At 65.3% G+C, this 20,209-nt stretch carries 16 protein-coding genes and 2 pseudogenes; 13 read left to right on the forward strand and 5 right to left on the reverse strand.

The window, feature by feature from the left end; genetic code table 11:
* Nucleotides 1–324 precede the first annotated feature (324 nt).
* The 10 genes and pseudogenes from C0541_RS00145 to C0541_RS00185 all read left to right on the forward strand — a co-directional run bounded on the left by C0541_RS00145 (nt 325) and on the right by C0541_RS00185 (nt 10,278).
* Complete coding sequence (locus C0541_RS00145) at nt 325–990, forward strand: TetR/AcrR family transcriptional regulator (protein WP_115045184.1); 666 nt, start codon at nt 325–327, stop codon at nt 988–990.
* Nucleotides 987–1,868, forward strand: a complete 882-nt coding sequence (locus tag C0541_RS00150) for an NAD-dependent protein deacetylase (protein ID WP_115045185.1) — start codon at nt 987–989, stop codon at nt 1,866–1,868. The genes C0541_RS00145 and C0541_RS00150 overlap by 4 nt, the downstream gene beginning before the upstream one ends.
* Nucleotides 1,869–1,928: 60 nt before the next feature.
* Entirely contained in the window at nt 1,929–3,047 is a 1,119-nt protein-coding gene (locus C0541_RS00155; protein ID WP_161959803.1) for an NADH:flavin oxidoreductase/NADH oxidase, read from the forward strand.
* 82 nt (nt 3,048–3,129) lie between these two features.
* Nucleotides 3,130–4,005 carry an NAD(P)-dependent oxidoreductase gene (locus C0541_RS00160; protein WP_115045187.1) on the forward strand — a complete coding sequence of 292 codons (876 nt, stop codon included), beginning with the start codon at nt 3,130–3,132 and terminating at the stop codon, nt 4,003–4,005.
* Between the two features lie 365 nt (nt 4,006–4,370).
* On the forward strand, nt 4,371–4,763 hold the full coding sequence (locus C0541_RS00165) for an XVIPCD domain-containing protein (RefSeq protein ID WP_115045188.1): 393 nt from the start codon (nt 4,371–4,373) through the stop codon (nt 4,761–4,763).
* Between the two features lie 197 nt (nt 4,764–4,960).
* Nucleotides 4,961–5,131, forward strand: a pseudogene (locus C0541_RS21610) (formyltetrahydrofolate deformylase); the annotation flags it as partial.
* A gap of 725 nt (nt 5,132–5,856) precedes the next feature.
* Nucleotides 5,857–7,803, forward strand: coding sequence for a glycoside hydrolase family 3 N-terminal domain-containing protein (locus tag C0541_RS00175; RefSeq protein WP_238601224.1), 1,947 nt, complete (start codon nt 5,857–5,859; stop codon nt 7,801–7,803).
* Nucleotides 7,804–7,965: 162 nt separating this feature from the next.
* Nucleotides 7,966–8,082 (forward strand): annotated as a pseudogene (locus C0541_RS20960) (XVIPCD domain-containing protein); the annotation flags it as partial.
* Between the two features lie 68 nt (nt 8,083–8,150).
* On the forward strand, nt 8,151–9,002 hold the full coding sequence (gene purU, locus C0541_RS00180; protein ID WP_161959804.1) for a formyltetrahydrofolate deformylase: 852 nt from the start codon (nt 8,151–8,153) through the stop codon (nt 9,000–9,002).
* Nucleotides 9,003–9,135: 133 nt separating this feature from the next.
* Nucleotides 9,136–10,278: an MFS transporter gene (locus tag C0541_RS00185; protein ID WP_115045190.1), complete on the forward strand. Its 1,143-nt coding sequence runs from the start codon at nt 9,136–9,138 to the stop codon at nt 10,276–10,278.
* Between the two features lie 190 nt (nt 10,279–10,468).
* Here the strand turns inward: C0541_RS00185 and C0541_RS00190 are convergent, their stop codons facing one another.
* The 4 genes from C0541_RS00190 to C0541_RS00205 all read right to left on the reverse strand — a co-directional run bounded on the left by C0541_RS00190 (nt 10,469) and on the right by C0541_RS00205 (nt 15,391).
* Nucleotides 10,469–12,433 carry a choice-of-anchor X domain-containing protein gene (locus C0541_RS00190; RefSeq protein WP_161959805.1) on the reverse strand — a complete coding sequence of 655 codons (1,965 nt, stop codon included), beginning with the start codon at nt 12,431–12,433 and terminating at the stop codon, nt 10,469–10,471.
* Between the two features lie 356 nt (nt 12,434–12,789).
* Nucleotides 12,790–13,692, reverse strand: a complete 903-nt coding sequence (locus tag C0541_RS00195) for a methylenetetrahydrofolate reductase (RefSeq protein WP_115045191.1) — start codon at nt 13,690–13,692, stop codon at nt 12,790–12,792.
* A gap of 95 nt (nt 13,693–13,787) precedes the next feature.
* The gene (locus tag C0541_RS00200) at nt 13,788–14,453 is read right to left on the reverse strand and encodes an epoxyqueuosine reductase QueH (RefSeq protein WP_115045192.1); all 666 of its coding nucleotides are present in this window, start codon (nt 14,451–14,453) and stop codon (nt 13,788–13,790) included.
* Complete coding sequence (locus C0541_RS00205) at nt 14,453–15,391, reverse strand: LysR family transcriptional regulator (RefSeq protein WP_115045193.1); 939 nt, start codon at nt 15,389–15,391, stop codon at nt 14,453–14,455. Before C0541_RS00205 ends, C0541_RS00200 begins: the two co-directional genes overlap by 1 nt.
* A 98-nt stretch (nt 15,392–15,489) precedes the next feature.
* Here C0541_RS00205 and msuE point away from each other — a divergent pair, with 98 nt between their 5' ends.
* The 3 genes from msuE (at nt 15,490) to C0541_RS00220 (ending at nt 18,293) form a co-directional block, all read left to right on the forward strand.
* Nucleotides 15,490–16,083, forward strand: coding sequence for an FMN reductase (gene msuE / locus C0541_RS00210; protein WP_161959806.1), 594 nt, complete (start codon nt 15,490–15,492; stop codon nt 16,081–16,083).
* A gap of 169 nt (nt 16,084–16,252) precedes the next feature.
* Nucleotides 16,253–17,236 carry a DUF1852 domain-containing protein gene (locus tag C0541_RS00215; RefSeq protein WP_115045194.1) on the forward strand — a complete coding sequence of 328 codons (984 nt, stop codon included), beginning with the start codon at nt 16,253–16,255 and terminating at the stop codon, nt 17,234–17,236.
* A gap of 28 nt (nt 17,237–17,264) precedes the next feature.
* Nucleotides 17,265–18,293 (forward strand): methionine synthase, encoded by a 1,029-nt coding sequence (locus C0541_RS00220; protein ID WP_115045195.1) that lies wholly within the window; start codon nt 17,265–17,267, stop codon nt 18,291–18,293.
* A 151-nt stretch (nt 18,294–18,444) separates the two neighbouring features.
* Here C0541_RS00220 and C0541_RS00225 read toward each other — a convergent pair whose 3' ends face one another.
* Nucleotides 18,445–19,890, reverse strand: coding sequence for an OprO/OprP family phosphate-selective porin (locus C0541_RS00225; protein ID WP_115045196.1), 1,446 nt, complete (start codon nt 19,888–19,890; stop codon nt 18,445–18,447).
* Between the last annotated feature and the right edge of the window lie 319 nt (nt 19,891–20,209).

The raw sequence follows: 20,209 nt of genomic DNA on the forward strand, positions 1-20,209 counted from the left end.
CCCGGCTGCAGCGCGCCCTCGCGCCTGGCCCGCATCGCCGGATCGCGCAGCAGTGCCGCACCCTTGCCGTGGTGCGAGCGACCACCGTGCGGCCGTCGCCGCGGGATGCATGGTTCAGTGTGCGTCGATCGGCCGGGCATCGGCCGGTCCGTCGGTGGCGGTGCAAGCGCGGGTGACCACCGGCCGCAACGCCTGCGTTAACCTCATTGCCTTGCCGGCACCAGGGTAAAGGTGTCGAGCACGCCTGGCGCCGGCGACCAGCGCGGCCGGCGCGGAGGTGAAGACCAGGCGCGTGCTTGGAATCACGCAGAAGGCCCCCAGACTATGTGCCAGCCATCAGCGTGTACATTCGTAACCGTGAGCACCTCCTTCCCCCTGCCAGCACCGCGCAAGGCCCCGCAGCAAGCGCGCTCGCGCGCCACCGTGGAGGTCATCCGCCAGGCCAGCATCCAGGTGTTGGTGGCCGACGGCCTGCAGGGCTGCACCACCACGCGGGTGGCCGAGCGCGCCGGTGTGTCGGTCGGCAGCGTGTACCAGTACTACCCCAATCGCCAGGCGATGCTGATCGCGCTGCTGCAGTGGCATCTGCAGACCGTGATCGATGCGGTGGAGCTGGCCTGCGCGCAACAGCACGGGCGCACGCTTGCGCAGCAGTGCCAGGCGCTGGTGCGCGCCTTCGTGCAGGCCAAGCTGCAGCATGTGGAGGTGTCGCGCGCGCTGTACGCCATTGCCGAGCTGCATGGCGGCGCCGCGCTGGGCTCGCAGGCGCGCAGGCGCTCGCAGCAGGCATTCGCCGCCGCGCTCGCCACTGCCTCGGACGTCCGCTTCGACGATTGCGGGGCGGTCGCCGAGATCGGCATGGCGGCCATCACCGGGCCGTTGAAGAGCCTGCTCGAGGATGGCGCACCCACAGCGCGGATTGCGCCGCTGCAGGCGCAGCTGGTGGTGTTGCTGCACAGTTACCTCATCGCCACCGGAGTTGCCCGATGACGGCTGCACGCGTTCAACACGGCCATGCGCTGCAGGACTTCATCGAAGGCCATCGGCGCCTGTTCGTGCTCACCGGCGCCGGTTGCAGCACCGATTCGGGCATCCCCGATTACCGCGATCTGCAAGGCGGCTGGAAGCGCCCGCAACCGGTGACGTTTCAGGCCTTCATGGGCGAGCTGTCCACGCGGCAGCGTTACTGGGCGCGCAGCCTGGTCGGCTGGCCGCGCTTCGGCCTGGCGCAACCCAACGCCACCCATCACGCACTGGCCGCACTGGAAGCGCGCGGCCAGCTGGAAGTGCTGCTGACGCAAAACGTCGACCGCCTGCACCAGGCGGCCGGCAGCCAGGCGGTGATCGACCTGCATGGCCGGCTGGATGTGGTGCGCTGCATGGGCTGCGAGCGACGCATGCCACGTACCGACTTCCAGCTGCTGCTGGAACAGGCCAACCCCGGCTGGGCCGACCTGGACGCGGCGCAGGCGCCCGATGGCGATGCCGACCTGGACGATGTGGCCTTCGACCGTTTTGCGGTGCCGCCGTGCCCGGGGTGCGGCGGCGTGCTGAAGCCGGATGTGGTGTTCTTCGGCGAGAACGTGCCGCGCGCGCGCGTGGAGCGTGCATTTGCGCATCTGCAGGCCGCCGATGCAGTGCTGGTGGTGGGTTCGTCGCTGATGGTGTATTCGGGCTTTCGTTTCGTGCAGGCCGCTGCACGCAACGGCCTGCCGATCGCCGCGCTCAACTTCGGGCGCACCCGCGCGGACGAACTGCTCAGCCTGAAGGTCGAACAGTCGTGCGCGCAGGCGTTGGCATTCCTGCACGCGCCGTTCGATCCGCTGCCTGCACGCAGCGTCAATGACGCCAGTGCGCGCTCGGCATGACGCAGTGATCCATCGCAGCGGTTGTGCCCACGCGCGCGGCGCAGTGCAATGGGCATCCCCGTGTCATCTGTGGATGTCCTCTTGAGCCAGCTGTTCTCCCCCATCCGCTTCGGTCCGCTTGCGCTCGCCAACCGGATCGTCATCGCCCCGATGTGCCAATACTCCGCACAGGACGGCCGCGCTACTGACTGGCACCGCATCCATCTGGGCACCTTGTCGCAATCTGGTGCCGGCCTGTTGATCCTGGAAGCGGCCGCAGTGCAGCCGCAGGGACGTATTACCTACGCCGACCTTGGCCTGTACGACGATGCCACCGAGCAGGCCCTGGGCGAGGTGCTGGCCTCGGTGCGGCGCTGGTCGCCGATGCCGATCGGCATCCAACTGGCACACGCCGGGCGCAAGGCTTCCACCGATCTGCCGTGGAACGGCGGCGCAGCGATTGCGCCGGATCAGGCGCACGGTTGGCAGACGGTGTCTGCATCGCCGCTGGCGTTCGGCGACGGCCAGCCGTTGCCGCAGGCATTGGACGATGCCGGTATCGATGCGGTGGTGCAGGCATTCGTCGATGCGGCGCAGCGCGCCGAACGCCTGGGCCTGTCGCTGATCGAGTTGCATGCCGCGCATGGGTACCTGATGCATCAGTTCCTGTCGCCGCTGAGCAACCAGCGCAGCGATGCCTATGGCGGTTCGCTGGAAAACCGCATGCGGCTGACGCTGCGCATCTTCGACGCGGTGCGCGCGGCGGTGTCGGACACGATCGCCATCGGCGTGCGTATCTCGGCCACCGACTGGGTGGAGGGCGGCTGGGATCTTGCGCAGAGCATCGCCTTGTCCCAGGCGCTGGATGCGCGCGGTGCGCATTACATCCATGTCTCCAGCGGCGGGCTGGATCCGCGCCAGCAGATTCCGGTGCAGGCGGGCTACCAGATTCCGTTTGCGCAACAGATCAAGGCGCAGGTCAATACGCCGGTGATCGGCGTGGGCCTGATCACCGAGCCGGCGCAGGCCGAGGCGATCCTGCAGGACGGCCAGGCCGATGCAATCGCGCTGGCGCGCGGCATCCTGTACGACCCGCGCTGGCCGTGGCATGCCGCCGCTGCACTTGGTGCCTCGGTCACGCCCGCGCCGCAGTACCTGCGCTGCGAGCCGCGCGAGGCGCGCGGCGTGTTCGCCAGCTGATTTACGCTGTGGGTGGTAAACACGCAGAGCGGGCCGGTGTCTGGATTGCCGCTCTTGACGCAAGATCGCATAAGGAAAACAGATGCCAATAGGATTTCTGGGCTTGGGCACGATGGGCCTGCCGATGGCGCACAACCTGCTGCGCGGTGGGTTCGAGCTGAGTGTGTGGAATCGCTCGCCCGGGCGCGCGCAGTCGCTGCGCGAGGCCGGCGCCACGGTGGTGGATGCACCACGCGATGCCGCGCACGGCCCGCTGCTGTTTTCGATGCTGGCCGACGACAACGGGGTGCGCGCGACCCTGCTGGAGCAGGGGGTGCTGGACGCGTTGCCGGCCGGCAGCGTACACGTCAACATGGCCACCATCTCGGTCGCACTGGCGCACGAGTTGACCGCCCTGCATGCCGAGCGCGGCGTGGCCTACGTGGCCGCACCGGTGCTTGGCCGCGTCGATGTGGCCGAAGCCGGCAAGCTCAACATCCTGGCCGCCGGCGACGAGGCGGCGCTGGCGCGCGTGCAGCCGATGTTCGACGTGCTCGGTCAACGCACCTGGGAAATCGGCCGCACCCCCGAGCAGGCCAATGCGGTCAAGCTGGCGGCCAACTTCTGCCTGGCCAGCGCGATCGGTGCCATGGCCGAAGCCAGCGCGCTGGCACGCGGCCACGGCGTGGACGCCACCCAGTTCCTGGGCATGCTCACCAACACCTTGTTCGCCGCGCCCGCGTACCAGGGCTACGGCCGCCTGATCATGCAGCGCGCCTATCTGCCGGCCGGCTTCACCGCCACGCTGGGCCGCAAGGACGTGGACCTGGCGATCCAGGCCGGCGCCGACAAGCAGGTGCCGATGCCGCTGGGCGAGCTGCTGCGCGCCGGCCTGGACGAGGCGATCGCCCATGGCGACGGCAACGCCGACTGGGCCGTGCTGGCAGAGGTGTCGGCGCGGCGGGCAGGGCAGGCCTGATCGCAGTCTCCGCAAGGCAGGGCTGGCCCCGCTCCCGGCAGGGCGAGAAGGCATGGCTGGCGCGTTTGCCCTGGAGCGCGTGCTTCGGCGCGGAGCAGGGTGAGGAGCGACGGGTGAGGGGACGAGGCGAAGCCCACGTGCAGCAGATTGCGCACACCGTCAGCACTATCTACTGCCCACTTTCAGGCCGCTTCGCTTCTAGGCAGCAGAGCCGGCGTCTTGCTCACCCCAACATGCAGCAGACCTTCTAAAATGCCGGCTCGTGACAGCCGCCGCTCCAGGGAGGATGCGATGCGACACCTGCATATCACGCTCGGTTCGACCGGGCGCACACCGCGCGCACTGCGCTGCGCCGGTGGTGGACGATGACCGCCGCACCGGTCGTCGACCAGGGCCCGGTGGGCCCGGACCATCCCGAGCATCCGGACCACTACCTGTTTGCGCAGATCCGCGAAGCAGTGGCCGTGCTCGATGCCGAGTTGGACAAACCCACCGACGAGGCCAGCGTGCGCATGGCCGCGCGCCTGTTGCCGCTGGCCAAGCAGCATGGCTTCGACCAGGTGGATTACGTGGTGCTCAGCCGGCATGTCGGCGAAGTGGGCGAGAACGTCTTCCTGGTACGTGGCGAACTGGCCGATCCCGCGCATCTGCGCGCGCACATCACCACCCAGGAAGCGCTGGAGACCTCGGTGGAGGCATCGATGGCGCAGCTGGACGAGATCAACCGGCGGCTGATGCTGCGCCTGCCGCCGCGCTGAGCCGCAGACGAAAGTGACGGGCGCACGCACTGCGCCCGCAGCCGGGCGCGTTGGCGATCACTGCGCCGATGCGCTCCGGCTACATCCTCACCCTGCCCTGCCCCGATCGCACCGGCATCGCCTATCGCGTGACCGGGCTGCTGTTCGACCTGGCCTGCAACATCCTCGACGCACAGCAGTTCGGCGACGACGCAAGAGACCTGGACGAGGCCCCGATCATCAAACAGGACGTGGCGCGCGTGGATCACGCGATGACGCCGCGCGACCTGGTGCGGCTGGGCAGCCACACCGAATCGCTGGTGCTTGCGCGTGCGGTGCGTCGCCATGTCGAACACCGCAGCGTGCTCAATGGCCATCGCACGATGATCCAAGGAAGACCCCGCAAGCCCGGACCTGCCGTTGTGGAATTGCAGGCAACGCACCGAAGCGGCTCTCAGCTAGGTCGGGATCTCATCATGGCACTGGCAAGTCGCGACAACCGCGGCCACGTTGGGTCTGGTCGAGGTCAACGGGTACCAGGCCAGCATCGTGGAGCGCAGCGGCAGCCGGGTACCTTCTCACATCCTGCCGGCGACCAGACCGCGCTGTGGCCAGCATTCCCTGCATTCGTCGTGGGCTGCCGCCCGCATTTGAAATGCGAACGTATTCTCCCCAGGCAGGATACGAAGTGAAAGGCCTGCAGAGACCCGCATCAACACAATAACGAGAACCAGTCAGTGAAAACCGACGAATTTTCGAAAGCCTTCGTTATCGGTGGCGAATGTTCGCCAGATAAAGGTTGGGTCAGTCGAAACTTCTACATGCTTGCATGAATTTAGCGCCTTCATGCGAAGATATATTTGAAATAATCTTTTGGTGCTGCCTGCCGCCGTCTGCGGTGAATTATCTAAAAAATCCTTCCGTTGCGCATTTTAGTGGCGTTACTCGGCACATGGCATCCGTGCGCATTGGAAATTACCTTTATATGCGATCATGTAGGTGCACAATGAAATATTTGAGAAAGACTCGATCCCACCTCAAAGTGGCAGTGATTGGCTTGCTGGTGACGTCCTGTCTTGTCAGTGGGCCGAGCATGTCCGCAGACAGGACTGCCTTGAATCGTGCCGACGGCGGGGCGGCAGATTCCACATCGGCTCTCAGGACGGCCCCGTTTGTCGATCAGGTCGCGAAACATGGATCGACGTATGCTGATATGGTCAGCGTAAATAGTGCTGCAGGCTCCAATGGCCGGCAGAGGGTGCCTGTAAGCATAAGAGATAAAGTAAAGGCAATGACGCTCGAGGAGAAAATCGGGCAAAAAATAATGCTTGACTTTCGCTATTGGGGTCCTGCTGGAAATGAAAAGCGGGATATGACGGTTCCTGATGAATTGATTGGCCGAATAATCAAGAACAATCACATCGGCGGCGTCATTCTTTTTTCAAACAACATCAAGGATCGCTCCCAGATCGAAAGACTCACCGGCTGGTACGCTGGGATGGTGAACAGTGGGGGAGTGCATTTGCTGATTGCAACGGATAATGAGGGAGGTAATGTATTTCGACTTCCCCGTAACGAGTATGCGTCCTTCCCTGGCAATATGGCGCTTGCAGCAGCCATCGAAGGAGGCTCAAGCGAGCAGCTTGCCTTTGAGCAAGGAAAGTTGTTGGCGAAAGATCTACTTGCCTTGAAGATAAATACAAATTTCGCACCGGTGGCCGACGTCAATGCCAACCCCTTCAACCCGGTAATCAACGTTCGCGCATTCAGCGACAACGCAAATATCGTATCTCGCCTGGCCGGGAAAATTGCAGCCGGAATGGAGCAGCAAGGGCTGGTCACTACCTATAAGCATTTTCCGGGCCACGGCAGCACTTCAACCGACTCGCACACCGGCCTTCCCCGCGTGGATCTTTCACGGGATCAGGCCTTCGCCATCGATATTGCGCCTTATCAACAGGCCATCTCCGCAAACGCTGCTCCAGACATGGTGATGACGGCGCATATCCAGTACCCGGCGCTGGATCAAAGTCTGGTCACCAACCGTAGCGGGCAAAAGATTATTGTTCCCGCCACCATGTCGCGTGAGATACAAACGCATATCTTGCGCGACGAACTGGGCTATGCCGGTGTGACCATTTCCGACGCGCTGGACATGGGGGCGATCACCGACAACTTCGACCAAGAAGATTCTGTCGAGAAAGTATTTTCTGCAGGAGTCGACATTGCGCTGATGCCGATAAGCATCTCATCACCCTCCCAGGCCAACCTGCTGCCTCAACTTGTCGGCTTGATTGTCGAAGCGGTCCGGGAAGGGCGAATCAGCGAGGATGACATAGATGCCTCGGTCGAACGGATTTTGGAACTCAAGGCGCGACATAACCTGCTGACGAGGAGTGGCCGAAATTTTATCGAAGCGTCCTCCCTGGCTGCAGGAGACGTCCAGAAGGCGATTGCGGATCAGTCAATAACCGTGGTGATCAATCGCCAGTCTCTGTTGCCGTTGAAAGAAAAATCGTTACGCTATTTCATCCTGACACCTCAATCTCAGCAGGCCACAGGCATCGCAGTCGCGATGGGTCAGCAAGGCTATCGCAGCGTGGTTGCCGCAGATGAGGCAACGCTCACTGACGCGCAGATAAGAGAAAACATCGCCAGATGTGATGTTTTCCTGCTTGGAACCTTGCCGGCAAGCTTTACGGCGGTTGAGCAGGATGTTGTTCCTGCCGCGCGAGCGGCAGAGGTGCAGAACGACAACAGGTATTTCGATTGGCTCAGTTATGCTGCGGGCTTGGGTAAAAAGCGCGTCTACCTCTCGTTGCGCGCGCCATACGACATCGTCAATTATTCCGATTACACGGACGCAGCTGTCGCCACGTATTCCTACTTCGGATATGACAATGGCGTGTGGCTCGGCCCCTCCATGTTGTCGCTAGCGGAAGTGCTCACCGGAAGACTGAAACCGCGCGGCAAATTGCCGGTAAATCTTTGGAAAAGATATGACGTCAAGACAAATACAGGCACGGTGGCCTATCCGCGAGGATTTGGACTGAGTTGGTAATTGCGATAAAGCAGGAGGCGCAAGATCGATCTGGCCCAGGACCCCAAGAAGGGTGTTTTTCGGAGAGTCCGACGCCCGGAGCGCGCCTGCGGTACTGTCGCTACAACCCTTCCGGCACACAGATCCCCGTTGCGTCCCACGCCTGAGAAAAACCGGCTGACCGCGCATCTGCGTGCGCACATCACCACCCAGGAAGCGATGGAGGCCTCGGTGGAGGCCTCGATGGCGCAGCTGGACGAGTTCAACCGGCGGCTGATGCTGCGCCAGCCGCCGCGCTGAGCCGCAGAGGAAAGTTACGGGCGCAAGCACTGCGCCCGCAGCCGGGCACATTGGCTATCATTGCGCCGATGCGCTCCGACTACATCCTCACCCTGTCCTGCCCCGATCGCACCGGTATCGTCTATCGCGTGACCGGGCTGCTGTTCGACCTGGCCTGCAACATCCTCGACGCACAGCAGTTCGGCGACGACGAAAGTGGCCGTTTCTTCCTGCGCGTGCACTTCGACAAGCCGCCGGGCACCGAGATTGCCGGGCTGGAACGCCGCTTTGCGCAGCTGGCCGAGGAATTCCAGATGGACTGGCAGCTGCACGATGCGCGCCGTCGCGCGCGGCTGCTGGTGCTGGTGAGCAAGCAGGGGCATTGCCTCAACGATCTGCTGTTCCGCATGCACAGCCGGCAACTGCCGGTGGATATCGCCGCCGTGGTGTCCAATCACGCCGACTTCGCGCCGCTGGCCGCCTCCTATGGCATCGCCTTCCACCACCTGCCGGTGAGCGCCGATACGCGCGCCGCGCAGGAAGCGCAGTTGCTTGCGCTGGTCGAGGCGCTGCAGATCGATCTGGTGGTGCTGGCGCGCTACATGCAGATTCTTTCGCCCGCGTTGTGCCGCGCATTGGCGGGGCGGGCGATCAATATCCATCACAGCTTCCTGCCCAGCTTCAAGGGCGCGCAGCCGTATCACCAGGCGCACGCACGCGGGGTCAAGATCATCGGTGCCACCGCGCATTACGTCACCGAAGATCTGGACGAAGGCCCGATCATCGAACAGGACGTGGCGCGCGTGGATCACGCGATGACGCCACGCGACCTGGTGCGGCTGGGCAGCGATACCGAATCGCTGGTGCTCGCGCGTGCGGTGCGTCGCCATGTCGAACACCGCATCGTGCTCAATGGCCATCGCACGGTGGTGTTTCGCTAGCAGCGTCGCATATCCCCACGGACGGTTGCAGCACGCGCAAGGGAGCGGTGGTCGGGCCATGTCCGGCCAGCGAGCGCGCCGGCCTGGGGCCACCGTCGCATTCTCCTCGCCGCTTCCTTCTGGAGTTTTTTGCATGTCGCTTGTCCCCGGCTCCAGCGCTCGCGCGCAACAGCACGCTACCCGCGCGGCGTTCTTCATCCCCGGCTTTGCGGCCGCGATCTGGGCGGTGCTGGTGCCGTTTGCCAAAGCCAGGACCGGCGTGGACGATGGCGCGCTCGGCCTGATCCTGTTGTGCCTGGGGGCAGGCTCGTTCCTGGCGATGCCGCTGGCCGGTGCCTTGTCGGCGCGCTTCGGCTTCCGTGCGGTGATGGCGGTGACGGCGGCGCTGATCTGCCTCAGCCTGCCGTTGCTGGCGATCGTCGCCAATCCGTGGGTGCTGGGCGCGGTGCTGTTCGTGTTCGGTGCCGGCGTGGGCGCGATGGATTGCGCGATGAACATGCAGGCGGTGGTGGTCGAGCGCGATGCCGGGCGCGCGATGATGTCCGGATTCCATGCGTTCTTCAGCATCGGCGGTTTCGTCGGTGCCGGCGCGATGACCGTGCTGCTGTCGGCGCGGGTCGCTCCGCCGAGCGCGGCGCTCGCCGGGGTGATCGCCATGCTGCTTGTCGCCGCGCTGGCGGTGCGCCACTGGCGGACCGAGCGTGTGGCGCAGCAGGGGCTGTTGCTCGCCTTGCCCAGGGGCATCGTGCTGTTTATCGGCATCCTGGCGTTTGTGGTGTTCCTTGCCGAAGGCACCATCCTGGACTGGAGCTCGGTGTTCCTGGCCGATGTGCATCAGGTTGCCCCGAGCACCGCCGGCGTCGGCTATGTGGCGTTTGCTTTGACCATGACGGTGACGCGCCTGCTGGGCGATGCGGTGGTGGAGCGCCTGGGGCGCATCCGCTCGATCGTGGTGGGCGCGCTGCTGGCCGGCGCGGGCTTCTGCGTGCTCACGCTGGTGAGCCCATGGCAGGCCTCGTTGGCCGGTTACGTCTTGGTTGGACTGGGCTGCGCCAATATCGTGCCGGCCCTGTTCTCGTTGGCCGGCAACCAGACGCGCATGCCGGAAAGCATCGCCATCACTGCGGTCACCACCCTGGGCTATGCGGGCATCCTGGCCGGGCCGGCGCTGATCGGTTTCGCCGCGCATGGCATCGGCCTGGTCGGCGCCTTGCTCGGTGTTGCGGTGCTGATGGTGGGCGTTGCGGTGTCGACGCGGTGGTTGCGGGGAGGCTAGTCAGTCACCCGCCTGGAGCTGGTGGGTTGTCGGTAACGCGTCGCGCGCAGGCACGCTCCTACGAAGGGCGGACGCAGGCTCGTCGATGTCGTGGTCGGGAACGTCCCGCCGAGCAGGCGGTGGATGGTTGGCCGCATCCGGACCCGCCACGCATGCGTGGCGGGCGCACAAGGACCCTGCGAGTCCCGCATCACTTCGCGGCGTTTGCGTTCATCACCGCATTGCGGCTCGCGTCCAGATACTGCGCCGGGTCGCGCATGCCGGTGGTGTGGCATTGCCCGGTGGTGTGGCCACGGTTCACGCCGCCCGGCAGCTGCGCGTTGACCTGCTCCACGGTGCCGTCTTCCGGGTCGTTCAACACCAGGTCCGAGGCGGCGTTGCAGTAGTCGTTGGTATACCAGTTGGTCTTGGCGAACGAGGTGGTGTAGTAGTTCACCTTGGCGCGTGCATCGGCCGGAATGCCGGCCAGCCAGGCCTTGGCGCCGTCGTAGGTCATGTCGGTATTGCTGCCGCAGCCCACCCCGAACCACGAACCGACCGCCGCCAGGATGCCGGACAGATTGGTGCCCTGGTAGGGCGTGCCGACCGACTGCATCACCCGCCCACCGGTGGCGTTATCCAGCCCGCTCCAGTAGTAGGTGTACAGATGCAGCGCGGCCATGCCGCCCTGGCTGTGCGCCACCGTGGCGAACGAGGACCACTGACTGGCGAACTGCGCCAAGCGCTGTGCGAACTGGTCGTTGCTGCGGTTCTGTTTGGCATCGATGAACGAGGACGCATTGGTGAACTGCGCCTGCGGCCACACGCCGTTGGAGCAATAGCCGTGCACCAGCACCAGCCGCGAGCCGGTGGCCTGCGGTTGCGCCATCGCCCTGGCACTGGCACTGGCCAGCGTTGTCGGGCGCGGCCCCATGCGCATGCTTTCGTCGATCGCACCGGCAGACCGCGCAATGCTGGCACGGCGCAACGCGGGCAGCTGCAACGGCAGCGGGTCGGCCTGCACCAGCGGGATGTAATGGTCCGGGTCTTCGATGCGCAGCCCGCGCAGCGTGAACGGCGCACGCGCACCGGCACGCGCGATCCAGCGTTCGTCCAGGCTCAGTGGCAGCTGGCCTTGCTGCGGCGTCAGCATGCCGCCGATCCACGCCACCGGCACCTGCCTGCCCTTGGCATCGGTGCCCCAGACCTGGCCGAACACGCGGTAATGCGACGGGGCCTTGCCGCGTGCGGCGATGGGCAAGGCAATGTTGAGCCGGGTGCCGTCTGCCGCTCGTGCGCTCAGGGCATTGCCGAGCAGGCGCAGCGAGGTGTCCAGCACCGGCAACACATGCTCGCTGGTCCGCACGAATGGCTGCCCGGCCTGGTCGTGACCGCGCACGATCACCTGCGCAATCCAGGTGCCTTCGGCCGTCGGTTGGAACGTGCCGCCATACACGCCATCGCCGGCAGCACCATCGTCGTGTTGCCCGTCGTCTGCCATCGGCACCGTGCGGATGCCCCCTTGCGGATCGATCACGCGCAGGCTCGCTGTGTCGATCTGCCCGGCCTGTGCGGCAAGCAGGGTGGCACCGCGTGCATCGTTGCCGCTGAGCAGTGCGTTGAGCGTCAGCGTCTGGCCGACCTGCTGCCGGCGATGGCGCGGGTACGAGGCCAGCTGCGTGCGTGCATCGCCTTCCATCAGCACATAGCCGCGTTGCGCCACCGGCGTTGCCGATTGCAGGGTCAGCGACCACGCTCCGTTCTGCGCCGATTCCACCGCGTAGCGCATGCCGCTGGTGCCGCTCTCTGCGCTGCCCAGCAGCGTGCGCTGCGCCTGCAGTTGCGGTGTAACGGCGGCCGCACGCGCGCCGGCGATGCGTGGTGCAGTCACCGCCGCCTCCCACGGCTGGTCACCGGCCAGCACCATGAAACGCAGATGGCCGTTTTCCACCGGCAGCGTGCCTTGCCAGCGTGCGGAGGTGCCGGCCGGCGTCAGTTCCACCGGCAGCAAGGCGCTCTTGGACAGGATTGCCGACTCGGCCGGGTCGGGTGCGCGCATCTGCGCAAACTCCTCCGGTGGGCCAGCCAGTTGCTTGGGCTGCAGCTCGGCCGCGGCAAGCGGCAGGGAGACCAGCGACAGGGAGCACAGCAAGGACAACAGCGACGGCTTCGGCATGGCGACATCTCTCCTTGAACGTTGCAGAAGCGATGCCGCCGCGCAGTGCAACGACACCNGACAACAGCGACGGCTTCGGCATGGCGACATCTCTCCTTGAACGTTGCAGAAGCGATGCCGCCGCGCAGTGCAACGACACCGGATGCAGCGCCCCCTCGCCGCGATTCGCCGATGGTTATACCGCGCACGTGTGACAGGGCCGCTGTGCACTGCAGCACCTGGCGCGCCGCACGCACAGCGACAGAAATGAAAGAGTCCAGACTGTGACCCAGGTCGTGGACAGCTCGCCCACCCGCAGGTGCGCGCTCGACCATTCGCGCGCTGCAGCCGATGCCGCGCGCGTACCCCGGCAGGTGTCAGTCGGCGTGGTGCGGCGCAGTGCGGGCGCGATATTGCTCCACCCACGCGACCGTCTGCGCGATGCCGCCGAAGGGATAGAAGTGCAGGCTGACCTCTCCATGCGCTGCGGTGAGGCCGGTCGCGAGGCGATCGACAAACCGATCCGGCCCGGCGGTGCCCAGCAGCTTGCCGAGCGAGATGCCGTACTTGGACAGCATCGCCGTGCAGGCGCCGACACCGCAGCGTGCGGCATAGCGTGCAAGCACCGCCACGCCGGCAGGACCAGGCACGCCCACGCGCACGGGATGGTCGATGCCACGCGCGCGCAGCGCGTGCAACCAGGTCAGCACGAGGTCGGCATCGAAGGCGAACTGGGTGACGATCAGCGGCGCCATGCCGCGTTCGGCGATGCTGCGACACTTGCGTTCCAGCACATCCCAGCGCTCGCCTGCAGGCATGCCCGGATGTCCTTCCGGATGCCCCGCCACGGCGATGGTCCGGATGCCGCAGCGCTCGAACACCCCGGTATCGATCAACGACAGGCTGTCCGGAAACGGCCCGATCGGCGACGGTGGATCGCCCGCGATCACCAGGCACCCCTCGACGCCAGCCTCATCGACGGCGCGGCTGACGAAGCCGTGCAGGGCGTCGAGCGAGCCGATGCGGCGCGCAGACAGGTGCGGCATCGGCGCAAAGCCGAGCGTGCGCACCCTGCGTGCCGCGGCCAGCCGCGCGGCGTCGTCCTGGCCGGGCAGGTAGGGAATGCACATGGTGGTGCCACGCATGATCGCGGGCGCCGCTGCGCTCAGGCCGGCAATGTCGGTTGCGCTGACCTCCAGGGAATAGGCATCGGTGATGGTGCTGGCCAGGCGGGGCGTGTGCGGATGAGTCAAACGATCGTGCCGTGCGTTGGTGGTCATTGGGTGGCGCCGCTACGTGGGTCCTGGGCGAGCGGGAAGGGCGCCATGACACAGACTGAGAAATCCCGGACAGCGTTGCTGCCGGGGCGAGGCAATCAGTCCTGCGGCTCACCGTCGCCGTAGAATTTCACGCCCAGTTGTATGCGATTGCGCCCGCTTTCGGCGCGGTGCCGATTGGTGTCGCGCAGCGAGTAGACGCAGCCGCAGTATTCCTGCTGATAGAAGTTCTCGCGCTTGCTGATCTCGACCATGCGCGAGGAACCACCGCCCTTGCGCCAGTTGTACTCCCAGTACATCAGGCCGGGATACCTGGCCGCAGCGCGAACGCCGCAGTCGTTGATCTGCTGCATGTTCTTCCAGCGCGAGATGCCCAGGGAGCTGGTGATCACCGGGAAGCCATGTTCGTGGGCATACAACGCGGTGCGTTCGAACCGCATGTCGAAGCACATCGTGCACCGGATGCCGCGTTCGGGTTCGTTCTCCATCCCGCGGGCCCGCTCGAACCAGTTGTCCCGATCGTAGTCGGCATCGACGAAGGGCACGCCGCACTGCTGCGCAAAGCGGATGTTCTCGTCCTTGCGCAGCTCGTATTCCTTGCGCGGATGAATGTTGGGGTTGTAGAAGAAGATGGTGTAGTCGACGCCGGACGCCAGCATGGCCTCCATCACCTCACCCGAGCATGGCGCGCAGCAGGAATGCAGCAAGACCTTGTCGTGGCCGGCAGGCAGTGGAAGTGGCGTGCGCTTGGCGGTGGTGTCCATCAGTGGGCTCCGGTCGGAGTGGTCGTTGTGTCGGCGGTGGTGTTGGCGGTGCCATTGGCGGGCTGGCGCGCCAGTTCGATGAAGGCACGCAGGTAGTCGACGGCGATATCCGCCTCGCGTGCGCCCAGGAAGATCTGCTTGGGGATGCCGCGCGCGCCCAGCCGCACCGGCACCACGTCCATCCTGGACGCATATTCCTCCACCAGCCAGCGCGGCATCGCGGCCACGCCGCGACCGCTGGCCACCATCTGCATCATGATGTCGGTGGTCTCGATGGCCTTGTGGCGCCGGGGCGTGACCCCGGCCGGCAGCAGGAACTGGCTGTAGATGTCCAGGCGCTCCAGATCCACCGGATAGCTGATCAGCACCTCCCGGGTCAGCTGCTGGGGCTTGACGTAGGCCGCCGACGCCAGCGCATGGCCCTTGGCCACGACCAGCACCTGCTCGTAGTCGAACACCGGCTCGAACCGCAGCCCGGGCTTGTACAGCGGGTCGGGCGTGACCAGCAGGTCGATCTCGTAGCCGAACAGCGCGCCGATGCCGCCGAACTGGAACTTCTGCTTGACGTCCACATCCACGTCCGGCCAGGTGGCCAGGTAGGGCGCCACCAGCTTGAGCAGCCACTGGTAGCAGGGATGGCACTCCATGCCGATGCGCAGCGCGCCGCGTTCGCCCTGCGCGAACTGTCCCAGGCGCTCTTCGGCCAGGTCCAGTTGCGGCAGCACCCGGTTGGCCACTGCCAGCAGGTACTGGCCCGCCTGGGTCAGGCGCAGGTTGCGACCCTCGCGCAGCCACACGTCGGTGCCCAGCTGCTGCTCCAGCTTCTTCATGCTGTGGCTCAGCGCCGACTGGGTCAGGTTCAGCACGCCGGCGGCGGCGGTCAGCGAGCCTTGCTGCTCGACCTGCTGGACGATGGTGAGATGGATGCGCTCAAGCATTCAGATGATCCGAATTCATGGATTGTTGAAATAACACCATTTTACTTCATTGAATGCGAGCCCTAGCATCGGGGTTCGTCGTTTCAGGTCAACCCCACATGACTGTCAACGTGCCACATCCCCTCCGCGTCGTCGCCGTCTCCGGCGGGCTGCAGCGCCCTTCCAAGGCGGTCGCGCTGGCCGAGCACCTGCTGGGCCTGATCGCCGACGCAGTGCCGTGCGAGCAACAGCTGGTCGAACTCGGGGCACTGGCACCACAGTTCGCTGGCGCAGTGTGGCGCTCGCAGCTCCCCGTGACGGTGGAGCAGGCACTGTCGGCCGTGGAGCAGGCCGACGTGGTGGTGGTGACCACGCCGGTCTATCGCGGCTCCTTCACCGGGTTGTTCAAGCACTTCTTCGACTTCATCCACCAGGATGCCTTGATCGACACGCCGGTGCTGCTGGCGGCAACCGGCGGCAGCGAGCGCCACGCATTGGTGATCGACCACCAGTTGCGGCCACTTTTCAGCTTCTTCCAGGCACGCACCCTGCCGCTGGGCGTCTACGCCACCGACCGCGACTTCCTGGACTACCGCGTGCACAACGAAGCCCTGGCCGAGCGGGCAAGGCTGGCAGTGCAGCGGGCACTGCCGCTGATCGCGCTGGCGCGGCAGGCAGGCGGCACCGCTGCAGCAACCGTAGCCGCGGCCTGAGCGGCACCCGGCCACGCTTGCTCGGTGGGACACCGCACCCACCGCCGGCCACAGGATCACAGGGCGATTGCCCGCCGATCCGAAGTGCCGGCACTCAACCAGCAGGCATCCACACCTGCGCTGAGCCGTTGGCTCGTACTCAATCCTCGAAACAAGGCGTCAGCTTGCAATGACTCAGGAATTCACCTTCAGCATCAACAGCGTCCGGTTCGACGAGGACTACCGTCCGGCGGCCAATACGCGCAATACGACCAACTTCGCCAACCTGGCCAGGGGGCAGCGTCGGCAGGAAAACCTGCGCAACACGCTTGCGATGATCGACAACCGCTGCAACGACCTGGCGCATTGGGACAACCCCGGGCGCGACCGCTACGCCGTCGAGCTGGACATCATCTCGGTCCAGATGCACATCGATGCGCGCGAACGCAGCGATGCCTTTCCGCTGATCGAGATCCTGAAGCCCAGCATCCTCGACAAGACCACCGGCGCGCGCATCGAGGGGATCGCAGGGAACAATTTCTCCTCCTACGTGCGCGACTACGATTTCAGCGTGCTGCTGCCAGCGCACAATCAGGATGCGTCCGGCTTCAGCATCCCGGACGATTTCGGCAGCCTGCACGGAACGCTGTTCAAGCACTTCGTGGACTCGGACGCCTACACGGCGCGTTTTGCCAAGCCGCCGGTCATCTGCATCAGCGTCTCCACCAGCAGGCTCTATCACCGAACCGGAAACCGGCACCCCATCCTGGGCATCGAATACCGGCAGGACGAGTTCTCGTTGACCGACCGGTACTTCGCCAAGATGGGCCTGCAGGTGCGTTATTTCATGCCGCCGAACAGCGTTGCCCCGCTGGCTTTCTATTTCATCGGCGACCTGCTCAACGACTACACCAACCTGGAGCTGATTGGCACCATCAGCACCATGGAAACGTTCCAGAAGATCTACCGGCCGGAGATCTACAACGCCAATTCCGCGGCAGGGGCCATCTACCAGCCGAGCCTGAAGCACCAGGATTATTCCGCCACCCAGATCGTCTACGACCGTGAAGAGCGCAGCCAGCTAGCGGTCACGCAGGGGAAGTTCACCGAGGAGCACTTCATCAGGCCCCACGGCAAGATGCTCGCGCAGTGGGCCTCCAGCCACGCCCTCTAATCAACAGGAACGCAAGACACCACTCATCATGACAAAGCTGCTCCCCACCTCAACCGCCGGTAGCCTGCCCAAGCCGTCCTGGCTCGCGCAGCCGGAAAAACTCTGGTCGCCCTGGAAGCTGCAGGACGCCGAACTGATCGAAGGCAAGCAGGATGCATTGCGCCTGTCGCTGCAGGAACAGCAGCACGCCGGCATCGATATCGTCAGTGACGGCGAGCAGACCCGCCAGCATTTCGTCACCACCTTCATCGAGCACCTCAGCGGCGTCGATTTCGAAAAGCGCGAGACGGTCAGGATCCGCAATCGCTACGACGCCAGCGTGCCGACCGTGGTTGGCGCGGTCAGCCGCCCCAGGCCCGTCTTCGTGGACGATGCCAGGTTCCTGCGCCAGCAGACCCGGCAGCCGATCAAATGGGCGCTGCCCGGTCCCATGACGATGATCGACACCCTGTTTGATGCGCACTACAAGAGCCGCGAAAAGCTGGCATGGGAGTTTGCCAAGATCCTCAATGAGGAGGCCAGGGAGCTTGAAGCGGCCGGCGTGGACATCATCCAGTTCGACGAGCCGGCCTTCAACGTCTTCTTCGACGAGGTCAACGACTGGGGGGTGGCCACCCTCGAACGCGCGGTCGAAGGACTCAAATGCGAGNCCGTCCATATCTGCTACGGCTACGGCATCAAGGCCAATACCGACTGGAAGCAGTCCCTGGGGTCGGAGTGGCGCCAGTACGAAGAGTCGTTTCCCAAGCTGCAGACATCGTCGATCGACATCATTTCGCTGGAGTGCCACAACTCGCACGTGCCGATCGATCTGATCGAACTGGTGCGCGGCAAGAAGGTGATGGTCGGGGCCATCGACGTGGCGAGCACTACGATCGAAACGCCGGAGGAAGTGGCCGCTACGCTGCGCAAGGCGCTGCGCTTTGTCGATGCGGACAAGCTCTACCCGTCCACCAATTGCGGCATGGCGCCGCTGGCCCGGGACGTCGCAAGGGGCAAGCTCAAGGCGCTCAGTGCGGGCGCAGAGATCATTCGTGGAGAGCTGGCAGCCCGCTAGCACGCCGGTGCCGGCACTGGATCGGCGGTCAAGGCACCAGGGTCGAGGCGAGTACCATCCTGCCAGCGTAACGGCCAGCCACGACCGGTGAAGCAACAACAAACAAGCCCCCGCATGCGGGGGCTTGTCAGTTTCCATCGGCGGGCAGGGGTCAGTAATTGACCTGTAGCTGCAGCCGCAGCAGGTCGCCTTCCACCACCGGGTACGGTGCGGTGGTGACGTCGGTGCGCTTCATCTTCGAATAGGCAAACACCAGTTCCAGCGCATCCATCGGCTGCCATTCGATACCGGCTTCCACTTCGTCCAGGCGCATGCGCGGCGCATTGGTGTCGAACTTGGAGCCGCCGCGGTAGGTCTGCCACTTCAGGTACGGCAGCAAGGTGCCGTGGCTGCCATCGTGCTTGTACATCGCCTGCACGTAACCGCCGCTCAGCGAGCGCGTACGGATGCGCCGCTGTTCCACATCCAGCTCCGGGCCGCGGCCCACCGTCCACTCGGCCTGCAGGCCGAACGGTTGCGGGTAGTAGATGATGTGCGCGGCCACGCGCTGGTCGGTATAGCCGTTCGGGTCGGTGATGGCCGGGGTGAAACTGCGGCCACCGATGTTGACCGCCGCCGCCGTCGGCACGAAGCGGCCGCTGTAGGCGTCGGCACCCACTTCCAGATACTGGCCGTTGGCGAACTTGAACGGGTAGGTGGCGTGCACCACCGCATGCATGCCGTCGTTGCGCTCGGCGCGATTGGCGCCCTGGCCGTTGTACACGCCGGCACCGATCACGCCGTAGTCGCCCGAGCCCTTCAAGCCGGATTTGACCAGGTCCTGGAAGCGGCCCTTGGCCACGGTGGGGCTGTAATAGAACACCGCACCGATATCGCGTTCGTCGCGCAGGCCGGAGTTGAGCGCGTCGGCGCGGTCCAGGGTGAGGCGGTTCTGGCTGGACTGCAGGTTCTCCCAGCCGTACGGCATCTTCGACTGGCCCACGCGCACGCGGTATTCGCGCTTCTTGTCGAAGAAGATATCGGCGTAGGCATCGCGCAGCTGCGCGAAGTTGGAGGTGGTCGACCCGGTTGGCGTGCTCGCAAAGTCCGGCTGGAAGTACAGCGACACGTGCTCGTTGAGATCGCCGCTCAGCACCAGGCGCGCGCGGCGGATACCCAGGCTCTGGTCGTTGCCGATAAAGCGGTCGCCCGGCGCGCGCAGATCCTGCGCATCGCCGCCGATGCCCTGGTTGTAGCGGATCTGCGTGTAGCCGCGCAGGCTCAGCTTGTCGTACCACTTCTTGCCGGCTTCGCCGGCCTTGGCCGGCGCTGGTGCGGGCACGGGCGCAGGTGCGGCCTGGGCGATGGCGGTATCGGCTGGCACCGGGGCCGCGGGGGCGGGCGGCAATGCCGGGGCGGCCGGCATCGCCGACGCCGGCAGCTTGCCGTTCTCGTCCACCTGCACGAACTTGCCCAGCTTGTCGCGGCCCGGGGCCGGCTCGGCGAAGATCTGCTTGGTCTTGCGGTCCACGTACAGCTCCAGCTCGGCAGCCAGCGTGCTGCCGCTGGCGGTCGCGCTGAGGGCGCACAGGACAGTGGCGAGATTGCGTTTTTTCATGAGTCCGGCTCGTACAAGGAAAACGGGTCGGCGGCAGTATCAGGCCGGCGCTGCCCGGCGGGGCGGCAAACACGGCACCGGCACGCCACCAGGGCGACCGGTCGTCCTGACGGTGCGGCAATGGGTGCAGTTATATTTAGATTTGATGTCAGTTTGGTGACATCGACCAATCTGCGCCCCACAACGCCTGTGGCAGCTGCGTGTCGGGCACGTGTCAGTGATGCGACGCGCGGAAGGCGGGCCCATCGGCGCGCAGGTCGGGCGCGGGGCGCCTGCGTGGCGCCATGGTGGCTGCCCTCACCACGGGCCTGCGAGGCCA

Origin of the sequence: Xanthomonas arboricola, from assembly GCF_003353015.1 — a bacterium.
Taxonomy (GTDB): Bacteria; Pseudomonadota; Gammaproteobacteria; order Xanthomonadales; family Xanthomonadaceae; genus Xanthomonas; species Xanthomonas arboricola_E.